This is a genomic window from Streptomyces sp. NPDC059895 (genome assembly GCF_042731035.1).
GTDB lineage: Bacteria > Actinomycetota > Actinomycetes > Streptomycetales > Streptomycetaceae > Streptomyces.
In genome coordinates, this window is record NZ_JBHWKO010000005.1 from 317,596 (window position 1) to 331,414 (window position 13,819).

Consider the following 13,819-nt stretch of genomic DNA (forward strand, 5'->3'; position numbering starts at 1 on the left):
CCGCTACCGCCCGCGCAGCCGTCGTACGAGGATGCTGGCGTCCCCGCGGGTCTCCAGGTCGGCGAGGACGACGGCGACCGCCTCGCGGACGATGCGGCCGCGGTCGACGGCGAGGCCGTGCTCACCGCGGAGCACCAGACGCGCGTGTTCGAGGTCCATCAGCTCCTCGGCGGACACGTACACGGTGATCTTCTCGTCGTGCCGCTCCCGGCCGCTGGGCCGGCGCGCGGACGACCGTCCGCGCTTGCGCGGCTGGGCGGCCGCGGCAGAGCCTTCCGGCGCCTCCTGGCGCCGCGCGGCACGCTCCGCGCCGGCGGTCCGGCTGCGGGACTCACCGGCGTCGGCCCGCTCGGGGTCCGCCGCCACGTGCTCGGCGCCCTCGCCGTCGCCGCCCTGCGCGGGCACCGCCGGCGGCGTGTCCTCGCCGGAGGCGGCCGCCACCGCGTCGCTCTCGCCCGCCGGCGCGGGCACCCGGGCCTCGCCGTTGGCCTGGCGCCGGGGTGCGGACGACTGGAGCGCCGTCCCCCCTGTCGTACGGAAGAGTTCGTCGGCCCCCGGCAGACTCACTCGGCGTGACACCGGGCGAGCACCTCCCTGGCGAGCTGGCGGTAGGCGGCGGCACCGACGGAGTTGGAGGCGTACGTGGTGATCGGCTCACCGGCGACCGTGGTCTCCGGGAAGCGGACCGTGCGCCCGATGACCGTGTGGTAGACGTGGTCGTCGAACGCCTCGACGACCCGCGCGAGCACCTCACGGCTGTGCACGGTGCGCGAGTCGTACATGGTGGCCAGGATCCCGTCGAGTTCCAGCTCCGGGTTGAGCCGTTCCTGGACCTTCTCGATGGTCTCGGTCAGCAGCGCCACACCGCGCAGGGCGAAGAACTCGCACTCCAGCGGGACGATCACCTTGTGCGCGGCGGTCAGCGCGTTGACCGTGAGCAGGCCGAGCGAGGGCTGGCAGTCGATGACGATGTAGTCGTAGTCGTCCATCAGCGGCTTGAGGGCGCGCTGGAGCGTGGACTCGCGGGCGACCTCGGAGACCAGCTGGACCTCGGCCGCGGACAGGTCGATGTTGCTGGGCAGCAGGTCCATGTTGGGGACCGCCGTCTTCAGGAGCACCTCGTCCGCGGACATGCCCCGCTCCATGAGCAGGTTGTAGACGGTGAGGTCGAGCTCCATCGGGTTGACGCCGAGACCGACCGACAGCGCGCCCTGCGGGTCGAAGTCCACGAGCAGCACCCGGCGTCCGTACTCCGCGAGCGCGGCACCCAGGTTGATGGTCGACGTGGTCTTGCCGACGCCGCCCTTCTGGTTGCACATCGCGATGATCGTCGCGGGACCGTGGTTCGTCAGCGGTCCCGGGATCGGGAAGTACGGCAGCGGGCGACCGGTCGGGCCGATGCGCTCGCGGCGCTGGCGGGCAGCGTCGGGCGCGAGCGTGGCCGCGTACTCGGGGTCGGGCTCGTACTCGGCGTCGGGGTCGTAGAAGTGCCCGTCGGGCAGTTCGTCGTAGTCGGCGAAGTGGTTGTGGGGCGCGCCACTTCCGTCGCCGGCCATGGCGTTCACGTAATGGCCATCCATGCTCTGGTGTGCTGACAGAGCCGTATGGGGGCTTCTCTGGCTCTGATGGGCTGCGAAGGTTCGGACAGCGACGGAGCCGACAGCCTCGAGCCCCGTGGAGCCCGGGCCCCGCGTAGGCATTCCTGGTTGACCACCCCCGGGAGCAAATGTCGACTCATTCACAAGTCGTCTTACCTCCTTGGTGACCAGGAAACTTCTAGACAAGGTCAGCGTGGCACCATGCCGACAGTCGGCGACTCTATGGCGTGTCGGGCGTCCGCAGCAACACAATCCGCCGGACCCGGCCCGATGTGTCGGCAATGAAACATCCCGCTGTCAAGGGCGTACGGCCGTCGCACAGCAGGTTTCACCGGGGTGCGAATCGGTCGAACAGTTACGTTCGAGGCGAGTTGTCCGAGCATCGCAAAGTGACCATACACACATCCGGCCGGACCTTGTCGGGCAAGGTCCGGCCGGGTGCGCGCGGTTGACGCGCCGAGTTGACGTATCGCCTTTACGAAAAGGTGACTTGGCCGTGCGGCGAGGTGCTCGGCGGGCGGGCTCAGCCGAGGAGCGAGTCGAGTTCCACGTGCTCCAGGCCGTGCGCCTCGGCGACCTCGCGGTAAACGACCTTGCCGTCATGGGTGTTGAGGCCCCGGGCCAGCGCGGCGTCGCGGCGCAGCGCCTCCGCCCAGCCCTTGTTCGCGAGTTCGACGATGTAGGGCAGGGTCGCGTTGGTGAGCGCGTAGGTGGAGGTGTTGGGGACCGCGCCGGGCATGTTGGCGACGCAGTAGAAGATCGAGTCGTGGACCTGGAAGGTCGGCTCGGCGTGGGTGGTCGGCCGGGAGTCCTCGAAGCAGCCGCCCTGGTCGATCGCGATGTCGACAAGGACACTTCCCGGCTTCATGCGCGAGACGAGCTCGTTGGTGACCAGCTTCGGGGCCTTGGCGCCCGGGATGAGGACGGCACCGATGACGAGGTCGGCCTCGAGGCACGCCTTCTCCAGCTCGAAGGCGTTGGAGACGACCGTCTGGATCTTCGTGCCGAAGATCTTGTCCGCCTCCTTGAGCTTGTTGATGTCCTTGTCGAGCAGGGTCACGTGGAAGCCCATGCCGATGGCGATCTGGGCGGCGTTCCAGCCGGAGACGCCACCTCCGATGACGACGGCCCTGGCGGCCAGCACGCCCGGGACACCGCCGGGCAGGACACCGCGCCCGCCGTTGGCGCGCATCAGGTGGTAGGCGCCGACCTGCGGGGCGAGCCGGCCCGCCACCTCGGACATCGGGGCGAGCAGCGGCAGCGCGCGGTTCGCCAGCTCCACGGTCTCGTAGGCGATCGCGGTGGTGCCGGACTCCAGCAGGGCGTCCGTGCACTCCCTGGAGGCGGCCAGGTGCAGGTAGGTGAAGAGCGTCTGGTCCTTGCGGAGGCGGTGGTACTCCTCGGCGATGGGCTCCTTGACCTTCAGCAGCAGGTCGGCGGCGGCCCACACCTCGTCGGCCGCCTCCAGGATCTGCGCGCCGGCGGCCAGGTACTCGTCGTCCGTGATCGACGAGCCGACACCGGCGTTGCGCTCGACGACGACCTGGTGGCCGTGGCGCACCAGCTCGTGCACGCCGGCCGGGGTGATGGCCACCCGGAACTCGTTGTTCTTGACCTCGCGGGGGATGCCGACCTTCACGTCGATCACGGTCCTTGGCTCAGAGGGTGTAGGGCATAGCAGCAGATACCCGGAGGCAACGGGCACACCGGGATACACCGCAGGAGAACGTGCGGCAGAGCCAGTCTAATGAAGGTGTTCCCGCTGTCTAGCCTTTCAAAGCATCAATCTTCAGCCGATGTACTACGGATTTCGCAGGTGTTAGCGCTGTGTTCCGGCCCTGGATCACTGTCGGAGGCCTCCTCTCCCAGGATGCGCTCGGCCGCGCCCCGGTGCAGCAGTGCCGCCGCCGGGTCGCCGAGGTGCTCCAGGGTGTCGGCCAGCCGCAGGTGCAGCGCGGCCTGAAGCCGTACGTCCTGCGCACGCCGCGCCCACTCCACCGCCTCCTGGCAGGTGCGCAGCGACTCCTCGGGGCGGCCCGCGTACTCCTGGACCCGCGCCAGCTCGCTCAACGCCCGGGCGTAGGCGCCCAGATCGCCGTTCTTGCGGTGCCCGGCCGCCGCGGCGCGCCAGCCGCGCTGCGCCTCGCCGTAGCGGCCCGCGTAGGTCTGCGCGGTGGCGATCCGGCCGTACAGCCGGGCGGCGTCCGCGCGCTCGTCGCGGGCCAGCCGCTGGGCCAGGGCCCTGCCGAACCAGTCGGCGGCGCGCTCGTAGTCCCCGAGTTCCTGGTGCGCGCCGCCTACGGATTCCATCGCGCGGCCGGTCGCATACGGGTCGTTCGCCTCGCGTCCGGCGTCCAGCGCCGCCCGGTACCGCGCCAGGGCGTCCGCCGTCCGCCCGGTCCGCGCGTCGACGTCGGCGAGGTTCAGCAGGGCGGCGGCCTTCTCGCGGGGCAGGTCGCGCCGCTCGGCGACGTCCAGGACGAGCTGGTGGACGCCGTACAGGTCGGGGGCGGCTCCCTGGGTGCCGAAGTGCGCGACCATCGCCCTGACCAGCTGGGACATCAGCCGCCTGGCCAGGGTGTCCAGCTCGCCGTCGGCGACCGCGAGCCGGGCGGAGGCGAGCAGGGCGGGCCGTCGCACCCGCAGCCAGTCGGCGGCGGCGCGGGGGCTCGGGAAGCGCAGGGCCCGGGGCATGCCCTGGAGCCTGCCGCGGGCCTGGGGGTCGTCGGTCTCGGTGATCGCCCGGCAGGACTGCAGCAGCCGTACCGTCCGCTCCAGCATGCGGGCGCGCGCCAGCTGGAGCTCGCCCGGGCGTTCGTGGGTCTCGGCGGCGGCCCGCAGCAGGGGGTGCAGACAGGCGGGGACCTCGTACTGCGGCAGCGGTGAGTCCACCACCCGCAGCAGGCCCGCGGCGACGAAGCCGTCCAGGGTGGTGCGGGCGGTGTCGATCGAGCAGCCGGCGAGCGCGGAGGCGGTGTGCGGGTCCACCAGGCCGGCCGGGGCGAGGGAGAGCAGGCGCAGTATCCGGGCGGAGGCCGCGGGCAGGGAGTCGTGGGTGAGCCGGAGGACCCGGCCGAGGGGGCTGGTGTCGGCGCTGTCGTCACCGGTCTCGGCGTGCATCTGTTTGGCGAGGTCGGCGACGGTCGCCTTGGGGCGGGCGGCGAGCCAGCCGCCCGCGAGGATCAGCGCGGCGGGATGGCCCTGGCAGGCCTCCACGAGCCCCTCCGCGGCACGCGGGTCGACGGTGACGCGCACCGATCCGGTGTAGCGGGTGATCAGTTCGAGGGCGGACTTGGTGTCCAGACCGCCCAGTGTGCAGGGACGCACGTCCGAGATCCCGGTGAGCGGGCCCGCGGAGACGGCGACGACCAGGCATTCCGGGGAGTCCGGGAGCAGTGCGTCGACCTGGTCGGCGCCTGCCGCGTCGTCGAGCAGGAGCAGCATCCGCCGCTCGGCGAGCGCCTCGCGCAAAGTGGCCGAAAGGTCCTCCTCGCCGGCGCCCGGCGGGATGGGCAGGCCGAGGGCGGCGAGCAGTTCGCGGGCGGCGCGCTCGACGGGCACGGGGGTGCCGTCCGGCTCCCCGAGGCGGGCGCGCAGCACACCGTCGCGGTAGCGGTCCGCGACCTGGCGGACCAGTTCCTCGGCGAGCGCCGTGCGCCCGGAGCCGGGCCGGCCGGCGATGAGCAGCACGCGCGCGCGGGGCGCCTTCTTCCCGGACAGCGTGTCCAGCCCCGCGCGCGCGATGTCGGCGCGCAGTTCCTTCAACTCCCGGGCCCGGCCCAGGAAATGGCCCTCCGTCGCAGCGTGTCCCGACAGCTGCACGCCGTCTGTGTCCACTGCCTGTTCCGTCACGGGCCACACTCCCGTCCCACCGCGCGCGCAAGCCCGCCGGGTCTCCGGACCGGGCGATTCCAGAGCCTAGTTCACGCTCTGCGACGTTCCGGGAGGAGCACGGCGGTGGCGTCGCCCGATCGGATCAGGCGATCGTCACACCGGACGGTGGGGGCTCACGGGCGTCCCGCCGATCACGCCTCGAAGGGACGGGCCGGCCACGGCGCCTGAGCCGGCCGCAGCGCGTCGAGCCCGTCGCCGCCGCGAGCGGCGACCAGGGAGAGGACGCCGACGACGAGGCAGTTGTTGTGCAGGTCGCCCGCGAGCACGCCCCGGACCAGCTCGTCGAGCGGCACGCGCGCGTGTTCCATGTCGGCCTCCTCGTCCTCCACCGCGAAGCGCTCGCCGTCGGCCTCGGACAGATCGCGGGCGAGGAAGACGCGCACCGCCTCGTCGCAGCCCCCGGCGGTCGTGTACACGTCGGTCAGGACCCGCCAGTCCTCGGCCTTGACGTGCGCCTCCTCGTACAGCTCGCGCTGGGCGGCGTGCAGCGGGTTCTCGCCCGGCACGTCGAGCAGGCCGGCCGGGATCTCCCACAGCTTCTGCCGCACGGGGTGGCGGTACTGCTTGATGAGCAGGACGCGGTCGTCGGCGTCGAGGGCGAGGACGGCCACGGAGCCCGGGTGCACCTGGTAGTCGCGGCGGACCACCGAGCCGTTCGGCATGACCACCTCGTCGGTGCGGACGGAGGTCTTGTTGCCCACGAAGGGGGTCTCCGTCGCCCGGATCTCCCATGCCTCGGGGGTGTCCTTGATCGTCATGCCCTGTCCTTCCACACGTACGCGAGTGACCGGCCCGCACACGGCGAAGAGACCGGCCGAAACAAAACCGGGGTGCCCACCTTTTGAAGGTATGCACCCCGGCCACCGTACAACCGGTGTGTTACTCGGAAGTCGCCCCCGCGGCGACCTGCCGCTCCACGGCCGCCTTCACCAGGCCCGCGAACAGCGGGTGCGGACGCGTCGGCCGCGAGCGCAGCTCGGGGTGCGCCTGCGTGGCGACCAGGTAGGGGTGGACGTCCCGCGGGTACTCGACGTACTCGACGAGCTTGCCGTCCGGGGAGGTGCCGGAGAACAGGATGCCCGCCTTCTTCTCCAGCTCCGCGCGGTAGGCGTTGTTCACCTCGTACCGGTGACGGTGCCGCTCCTCGACGTACTCCTTGCCGTCGTACACCTCGCGGACGATGGAGCCCTCGGCCAGCTTGGCCGGGTACATGCCCAGGCGCATCGTTCCGCCCATGTCGCCCTCGCCGGCGACGATGTCGAGCTGTTCGGCCATGGTGGAGATGACCGGGTGGGCGGTGGCCGGGTCGAACTCGGTGGAGTTGGCGTCCGCGACGCCGGCCAGGTTGCGGGCCGCCTCGATCACGATGCACTGGAGGCCGAGGCAGAGGCCGAGCAGCGGGATCCGGTTCTCGCGGGCGTAGCGGATCGCGCCGACCTTGCCGAGCACACCGCGGTCGCCGAAGCCGCCGGGGATGCAGATGCCGTCGACGTCGGCGAGCTGGGCGGCGGCGCCGGCCGGGGTCTTGCAGTCGTCGGAGGTGACCCACTTGATCTTGACGCGGGCCTTGTTGGCGAAGCCGCCGGCGCGCAGCGCCTCGGTGACCGAGAGGTAGGCGTCGGGCAGGTCGATGTACTTGCCGACCAGGGCGAGGGTGATCTCGTGGTCGGGGTTGTGCACGCGGTCCAGCAGGTCGTCCCAGGTCGTCCAGTCCACGTCACGGAACGGCAGGTCCAGCTTGCGGACCACGTAGGCGTCCAGGCCCTCGCCGTGCACGGTCTTCGGGATGTCGTAGATCGAGCGGGCGTCGGGGCAGGCGACCACCGCGTCCTCGTCGACGTCGCACATCAGCGAGATCTTGCGCTTGATGGCGGTGGGGACCTCGCGGTCGCAGCGCAGCACGATGGCGTCCGGCTGGATACCGATGTTGCGCAGGGCGGCCACGCTGTGCTGGGTCGGCTTGGTCTTCAGCTCGCCCGAGGGGCCGATGTAGGGAAGGAGGGAGATGTGGACCACGAAGACGTTGTCCCGGCCGACCTCGTGGCGGACCTGGCGGACGGTCTCCAGGAACGGCAGCGACTCGATGTCGCCGACCGTGCCGCCGACCTCGGTGATCACGACATCCACCTCGTCCGTCGCCATGCGGCGGATGCGGTGCTTGATCTCGTTGGTGATGTGCGGGATGACCTGCACGGTGTCGCCCAGGTACTCGCCGCGCCGCTCCTTGGCGATGACCGTGTTGTAGACCTGGCCGGTGGTGACGTTGGCAGAGCCGTCCAGGTCGCGGTCGAGGAAGCGCTCGTAGTGGCCGATGTCCAGGTCGGTCTCGGCGCCGTCGTTGGTGACGAACACCTCACCGTGCTGGAACGGGTTCATCGTGCCAGGGTCGACATTGAGGTACGGGTCGAGCTTCTGCATCACGACGCGCAGGCCCCGTGCCTTGAGCAGCATCCCGAGGCTGGAGGCCGTCAGACCCTTGCCGAGAGAGGAGGCGACACCCCCGGTGACGAAGATGTGCTTGGTCGTCGTGGATTTGGGCGGCATGGCCAAGAGGGGGCTCCCGTGGTCGCGGTCTGGGGGTGCGGTGCGGCGTCCGGAGGCTCTCACCAGCGGTTCGGGCCGGATTTCTCCGGTGGTGCCGTCGCTGCGGTTCGGGGGTTTCGAGCCCACCGGTCCACGGGCTACCAGGGTATCAGCGCCTCGGGGAGATGGCTTCCGGCCACGCTCCGCACACACCCGGACACAGGCTCTCTGGTCCACACTGGTTTCTCACCCGGTGCTCACCCGTTCGGCCCACCCGCGTTGCCCGGAGCGGCACACAGATCATCTACGTGCGTCGTATCCTGCTCGGACACTCGCTGCCGAGCGCGGCCGGCCGACACGGCACCACCCCCGTCCGTATCCACCGGAACAACGAGAGCTCGTCAGTTCGTTGAGCAACAATTGGCGTTTTGCCAACACGGCTGAGCGACTGCTTTGCTTCACCGCTCAACGACGCATGACAACAACCCCCTTGACCGCACTAGCGACAACCCCCTGACGGGGGTGACGTGGCCGTTCGACTGGAGTTGCACGTGGCCGGGCGCATCGAAGACTACGCACTCATCGGAGACATGCAGACCGCCGCTCTGGTCTGCCGTGACGGGACCGTGGACTGGCTGTGCCTGCCCCGCTTCGACTCGCACGCGATCTTCGCGGGGCTGCTGGGCACCGAGGAGCACGGCTTCTGGCGGCTCGGGCCCGCCCACGCCCCCGACCAGGAACCCCCCACCGCCGCCCGGCGCGCCTACCGCGGCGACTCGCTGATCCTGGAATCCGAGTGGGACACCCCGCGCGGCACGGTCCGAGTGACCGATTTCATGCCCCCGCGCGACGGCGCCCCCCAGCTGATCCGCATCGTCGAGGGCGTCTCCGGCCGCGTCCCCATGCGCTCGGCCCTGCGGATGCGGTTCTCCTACGGACGCGTCGTCCCCTGGGTGCACCGGCACGAGGGACGCACGGTCGCGGTCGCCGGACCGGACTCGGTGTGGTTCGACACCGACTGCGAGACCTACGGCAAGTCGCTGACGACCTACGCCGACTTCACCGTCTCCCCCGGCGAACGCATCGCCTTCACGATCTCGTGGCAGCCGTCGCACAAGGAGCCGCCGCCCCTGCCCGAGCCGGAGCAGTCGCTGGAGGCGACGGAGGAGTTCTGGCGCGAGTGGGTCGAGCACTGTACGTACCACGGCCCCTACCGCGAGGCCGTGATCCGCTCGCTGATCACGCTCAAGGCGCTGACCTACGCCCCCACCGGCGGGATCGTCGCCGCCCCCACCACCTCCCTGCCGGAGGACATCGGCGGCGTGCGCAACTGGGACTACCGCTACACCTGGCTGCGCGACGCGGCCATCACCCTGTCCTCGCTGCTGCGCACCGGCTACCGCGAGGAGGCCCGGGCCTGGCGCGAGTGGCTGCTGCGCGCGGTCGCCGGCGACCCGGAGAACCTCCAGATCATGTACGGCATCGCCGGCGAGCGCGAGCTCGGCGAGGCGGAGCTGGACTGGCTGCCCGGCTACGAGAACTCCGCGCCGGTCCGGGTCGGCAACGGCGCCGCGCACCAGCTCCAGCTGGACGTGTACGGCGAGGTCACCGAGGCCCTGCACCTGGGCCACATGACGGGCCTGGCCCGCAACGACTACGCCTCCCTCCTCCAGCTGAAGCTGATCCGCTACCTGGAGAAGCACTGGGACACCCCGGACGAGGGCATCTGGGAGGTCCGCGGTCCGCGCCGGCACTTCGTGCACTCCAAGGTCATGGCCTGGGTCGCGGTGGACCGCACGATCAAGCTGATCGAGTCCGGCGACGCGGACGGCCCGCTGGAGCGGTGGCGCGAGCTGCGCGACGACATCCACCGGGACGTGTGCGAGAAGGGCTACGACAAGGAGCGCAACACCTTCACGCAGTCCTACGGCTCCAAGGAGCTGGACGCGTCCTTGCTGCTCATCCCGCAGATGGGCTTCCTGCCCCCGGACGACAAGCGGGTGATCGGCACGATCGAGGCGATCCAGCGGGAGCTGTCCACGCCCGACGGCTTCATCCTGCGCTACCCCACCCAGGGCGACCACGAGGGCGTGGACGGCCTCCCCGGCGACGAGGGCGCCTTCCTGGCGTGCTCGTTCTGGATGGCGGACGACCTCGCGATGATCGGCCGCGTGGACGAGGCCCGCAGGCTCTTCGAGAAGCTGCTGTCGCTGCGCAACGACCTCGGACTGCTCGCCGAGGAGTGGGACCCGCGCCTGCAGCGCCAGGTCGGCAACTTCCCGCAGGCGTTCAGCCACGTCCCGCTGATCGACACGGCCCTGCGCCTGACGGCGTCCGGCGCCTACGGCGGCTGAACCCGGCCCGACCCGGCACGCCCGCCTGGCTAGGCTGGAAGGCATCGGCCCCTGCACGGAAGGGGGCGGCCCATGGCTTCCCCGTCGAAGGCGGGCGCGGCCCTCACCGCGCTGCGCGAGGATCTGGTCGGCGACGTGTTCGCCCCGGGGGACGTGGGGTACGACGAGGCCCGCACGGTGTTCAACGCGATGGTCGACCGCCGTCCGGCGGTGATCGCGCAGTGCGTGGACGAGGCCGACGTCGTACGGGCCGTGCGGTTCGCCCGTGACCTCGACCTGAAGGTCGCGGTGCGCGGCGGCGGACACAGCGTGGCGGGCATGGCGGTGAACGACAACGGCCTGGTGGTCGACCTGCGGCACATGCGGGCGGTCGCCGTCGACCCCGCGGCGCGGTCGGTGCGGCTCGCGGGCGGCGCCACGATGAGCGACCTGGACCGCGCCACCCGGCCCCACGGTCTGGCCACGACCGGCGGCCGGGCCTCCACCACCGGCGTCGGCGGCTTCGTCCTCGGCGGCGGCACCGGCTGGCTCGACCGCCGCTGCGGACTCGCCGTCGACAACCTGCTCGGCGTCGACCTCGTCACCGCCGACGGCGACCGGCTCCACGCCAGCCCCGACGAGCACCCCGACCTGTTCTGGGCCCTGCACGGCGGCGGCGGCAACTTCGGCGTCGCCACCGCGCTCACCCTGAGGCTGCACGAGCTGCCCGAGTTCGCCGTCGCGCTGCTGCTGTACCGCCCGGAGTCGGGCCGCGAGGTCACGCGCGCCTACCGCGACGTGATCGAGTCCGGCCCCGACGAGGCGGGCGGCGCCGTCCTCTACCGCACCGGCCGGCCCGCCGGGTTCGTCCCGCCGCACCTGGTCGGCACGCTGGTGTGCGCCGTGCTGCTGACGTACGCCGGGCCGGAGGCCGGTCTGCGCGAGGTGGCCGAGCCGCTGCTGGCGCTGCCGCACGAGGCGGAGACCGTCGGGGCGGTGCCGTACGCCGATGTGCAGTGCATGATCGACGAACCGTCCGGGATGCGGAACCACTGGTCGGCGGAGTACCTGTCGGGCGCGCCCGACGACCTCGTGGACGTCTTCTGCGCCCGGGGGGAGGCGCTGCCCGTGCCGACCGGCTCGATGCACGCCCTGTTCCCGCAGGGCGGGGCGATCGCCGCCGGCCCGCACGGGTTCCCGGTGCCGTACCGGGACGCGCCGTGGGCCGTGCACCCCTTCGGGCTGTGGGAGGACCCCGCGGACGACGAGCGGTGCGTGCGGTGGGTCCGGGGCGTGCGGGCCGAGGTGGGGCCGTGGAGCACGGGCGCGGTCTACCTCAACTTCATCGGCGACGAGGGCGCCGACCGGGTCGCGGCCGGTGTGGGCGCCGGGAACACCCGGCGGCTCGCGGACCTGAAGCGACGGTACGACCCCGACAACGTCTTCCGCTTCAACCACAACATCAGACCGACCTGAGCGACGTGTCCGTCCGGTTCCGCAGGGGCCGCCGCCACCCGGCCCGGCCGCGCGTCGAGCACGGCGTTCTCCCGCCCTTCCGAAGGCCGCCGACGATGATCGTCCCCGTCTCCGGGCGGAGCTGTCGCCGTGACGTCTTCGCAGGTAGCGTCCGCTGCATGGACACCCGCACGGACCACCGATACGACAGTCAGGGCGCCGGCATCACCGTGCGGCGCGCGCTGGAGCTGCCCGGCCTGCGCAGCGGGCTGCCGGAGATCCTCGCGGGCGCGGACCGGCTGGGCCGCACGGTGCGCTGGGTGCACGCGGGCGAGGTCCCGAACATCGCCTCCCTGCTCAAGGGCGGCGAGCTGCTGCTGACCACGGGCTACGGCCTGGGCACCCGGCCGGCCGACCAGCGGGCGTTCGTGCGCACCCTGGCCGAGCGGGGCATCGCGGCCCTGGTGGTCGAACTGGGCCCGCGCTTCACCCGCCTGCCCGCGGCGCTGGTGGAGACGGCGCGGGCGTCGGGGCTGCCGCTGGTCCAGCTGCACCGCGAGGTGCCGTTCGTGGCGGTGACCGAGGAGATCCACACCGAGATCGTCAACGGCCACTACGCGCTGGTCCAGCGGGCGGAGGAGGTGCACCACCGCTGTACGCAGGCCCTGCTGGGCGGGGGCGGGATCCCGCAGGTCCTGGAGATCCTGGCGGACTGCTGCGGCAACCCCGTCTTCCTGGAGACGACCGCGGGCCGGCTGCTGTACGCCGCCGGGGCCGGGCCCGAGGGAGCCGATCCGCTCCAGGTGTGGGAGGGGTTGCGCGGGCCGCACAAGGACGCGCCGCCGCCCGCCGGTTCGGTGCTGGTGGACGTGCCCGGGGGCGGGCCGGGTGGGGGCTCGGTGCGCGCCCGGCTCGTGCTGCTGCCGGTGCGCGCCGCGCTGGCTCCGGTGCACCGCATGGCGGTCGAGCGGGCGGCCGGGATCCTGGCCGTGGTGCTGATGCAGGCGCGCCAGGAGGAGGAACTGGCGGCGCGGGGGCGGGGCGACTTCCTGACCGACCTCGCCGAGGGGCGGATCGCGGCGCAGGACGCCCCGGCGCAGGCGCGGGTGCTGGGCTTCAAGCCGGGCGACAGCCCGCTGCTGCCGGTCGTCATGCGGCTGGGCGACGCGCTCTCCCCGGGCGGGGGCTGGGCGGTGCTGGCGCGTGCGGTGGCGGAGGAGCTGGCGTCGGTCGGGGTGCCGGTGCTGCTCGGCGTACGCCCGGTGGAGGGCCGTGTGCCGCTGCTGCTGGGCCTGCGCGCGGAGTCGGAGCGGCCGGCGGTGGCGGACCGGGTCGCGGCGGCGCTGCGGACCGGCGTGGAGCGGGCCGGCCTGGGGCGGCCCGGAGGCCGGCCGCCGGTCGTGGTCGTCGGCGTCGCGGGGGGCTGGGCGGCCGCCTCGGCGGGCCTGCGGCACGCGGCGGAGACGGCGACCGCCGCCCAGGGGCTGGCGGACCGGCCCTGGTACGACGCCCGCCGCCTCGACATCGACCTGCTCCTGTGGCGCCTGCGCGACCATCCCGACCTGGCGGCCTTCGTGGACCGCGCGATCGGCCCGGTCCGTGACCACGACCAGCGCTCCAGGCCGCCCCTGCTGCCCACCCTGGAGACGTACCTCGCCCACGCCGGCCGCAAGGCTGAGACCGCCCGGGAACTCCACCTCAACCGCCAGACCCTGTACAACCGCCTCGCCCGCATCGGCGAGCTCCTGGGCACGGACCTGGACGACCCGCAGACGGTCCTGGCGTTGAGCCTCGCCCTGCGGGCCCGCCGGCTGGTGCCGTGAATCACCCGGCGGGGGCGAGCGCCGGAAGCCGGCGCCGGGCCTCGCCGTGCCGGGTCGCGTCCCGCGCCACCGGGCGGGGCACTCCCGTGCGTGGGCGCCCCGGAGCCGGCGCGTCCGGGAGACCGGCGCGTTCCGGAAGCGGCGCGTTGGGGGAATCGGCCCCGTCCGGACATCAGCACGTCCGAGAGTCGGC

General features: G+C 72.4%; 9 protein-coding genes. 3 read left to right on the top strand and 6 right to left on the bottom strand.

Annotated features, from left to right (window positions below; genetic code table 11):
• Positions 1-3 precede the first annotated feature (3 nt).
• From ACFV9M_RS08900 to ACFV9M_RS08925, 6 genes are all read right to left on the bottom strand, one after another.
• Complete coding sequence (locus ACFV9M_RS08900) at positions 4-579, bottom strand: hypothetical protein (protein ID WP_385070945.1); 576 nt, start codon at positions 577-579, stop codon at positions 4-6.
• The gene (locus ACFV9M_RS08905; protein ID WP_385070942.1) at positions 564-1,700 is read right to left on the bottom strand and encodes a ParA family protein; all 1,137 of its coding nucleotides are present in this window, start codon (positions 1,698-1,700) and stop codon (positions 564-566) included. Before ACFV9M_RS08905 ends, ACFV9M_RS08900 begins: the two co-directional genes overlap by 16 nt.
• Positions 1,701-2,121: 421 nt before the next feature.
• Positions 2,122-3,246 (bottom strand): alanine dehydrogenase, encoded by a 1,125-nt coding sequence (gene ald / locus ACFV9M_RS08910; RefSeq protein ID WP_385070939.1) that lies wholly within the window; start codon positions 3,244-3,246, stop codon positions 2,122-2,124.
• Between the two features lie 134 nt (positions 3,247-3,380).
• Positions 3,381-5,450, bottom strand: a complete 2,070-nt coding sequence (locus ACFV9M_RS08915) for a tetratricopeptide repeat protein (RefSeq protein WP_385070936.1) — start codon at positions 5,448-5,450, stop codon at positions 3,381-3,383.
• Positions 5,451-5,623: 173 nt separating this feature from the next.
• Positions 5,624-6,250 carry an NUDIX domain-containing protein gene (locus ACFV9M_RS08920; RefSeq protein WP_385070933.1) on the bottom strand — a complete coding sequence of 209 codons (627 nt, stop codon included), beginning with the start codon at positions 6,248-6,250 and terminating at the stop codon, positions 5,624-5,626.
• 121 nt (positions 6,251-6,371) lie between these two features.
• Complete coding sequence (locus ACFV9M_RS08925) at positions 6,372-8,036, bottom strand: CTP synthase (RefSeq protein WP_385070930.1); 1,665 nt, start codon at positions 8,034-8,036, stop codon at positions 6,372-6,374.
• Positions 8,037-8,566: 530 nt separating this feature from the next.
• Between ACFV9M_RS08925 and ACFV9M_RS08930 the strand changes: the two genes are divergently transcribed.
• The 3 genes from ACFV9M_RS08930 (at position 8,567) to ACFV9M_RS08940 (ending at position 13,626) form a co-directional block, all read left to right on the top strand.
• Positions 8,567-10,369 (top strand): glycoside hydrolase family 15 protein, encoded by a 1,803-nt coding sequence (locus ACFV9M_RS08930; RefSeq protein WP_385071075.1) that lies wholly within the window; start codon positions 8,567-8,569, stop codon positions 10,367-10,369.
• Between the two features lie 72 nt (positions 10,370-10,441).
• The gene (locus ACFV9M_RS08935) at positions 10,442-11,824 is read left to right on the top strand and encodes an FAD-binding oxidoreductase (protein WP_385070927.1); all 1,383 of its coding nucleotides are present in this window, start codon (positions 10,442-10,444) and stop codon (positions 11,822-11,824) included.
• Between the two features lie 158 nt (positions 11,825-11,982).
• The gene (locus ACFV9M_RS08940; protein WP_385070924.1) at positions 11,983-13,626 is read left to right on the top strand and encodes a PucR family transcriptional regulator; all 1,644 of its coding nucleotides are present in this window, start codon (positions 11,983-11,985) and stop codon (positions 13,624-13,626) included.
• The last annotated feature ends 193 nt before the right edge of the window (positions 13,627-13,819 follow it).

What these genes read in the sequence shown, in the direction of transcription:
- ACFV9M_RS08920 (WP_385070933.1), bottom strand. Translation starts at nt 6,250, where the DNA reads ATGACGATCAAGGACACCCCCGAGGCATGGGAGATCCGGGCGACGGAG.
- ACFV9M_RS08905 (WP_385070942.1), bottom strand. Translation starts at nt 1,700, where the DNA reads ATGCCTACGCGGGGCCCGGGCTCCACGGGGCTCGAGGCTGTCGGCTCC.
- ACFV9M_RS08940 (WP_385070924.1), top strand. Translation starts at nt 11,983, where the DNA reads ATGGACACCCGCACGGACCACCGATACGACAGTCAGGGCGCCGGCATC.
- ACFV9M_RS08935 (WP_385070927.1), top strand. Translation starts at nt 10,442, where the DNA reads ATGGCTTCCCCGTCGAAGGCGGGCGCGGCCCTCACCGCGCTGCGCGAG.
- ACFV9M_RS08925 (WP_385070930.1), bottom strand. Translation starts at nt 8,036, where the DNA reads ATGCCGCCCAAATCCACGACGACCAAGCACATCTTCGTCACCGGGGGT.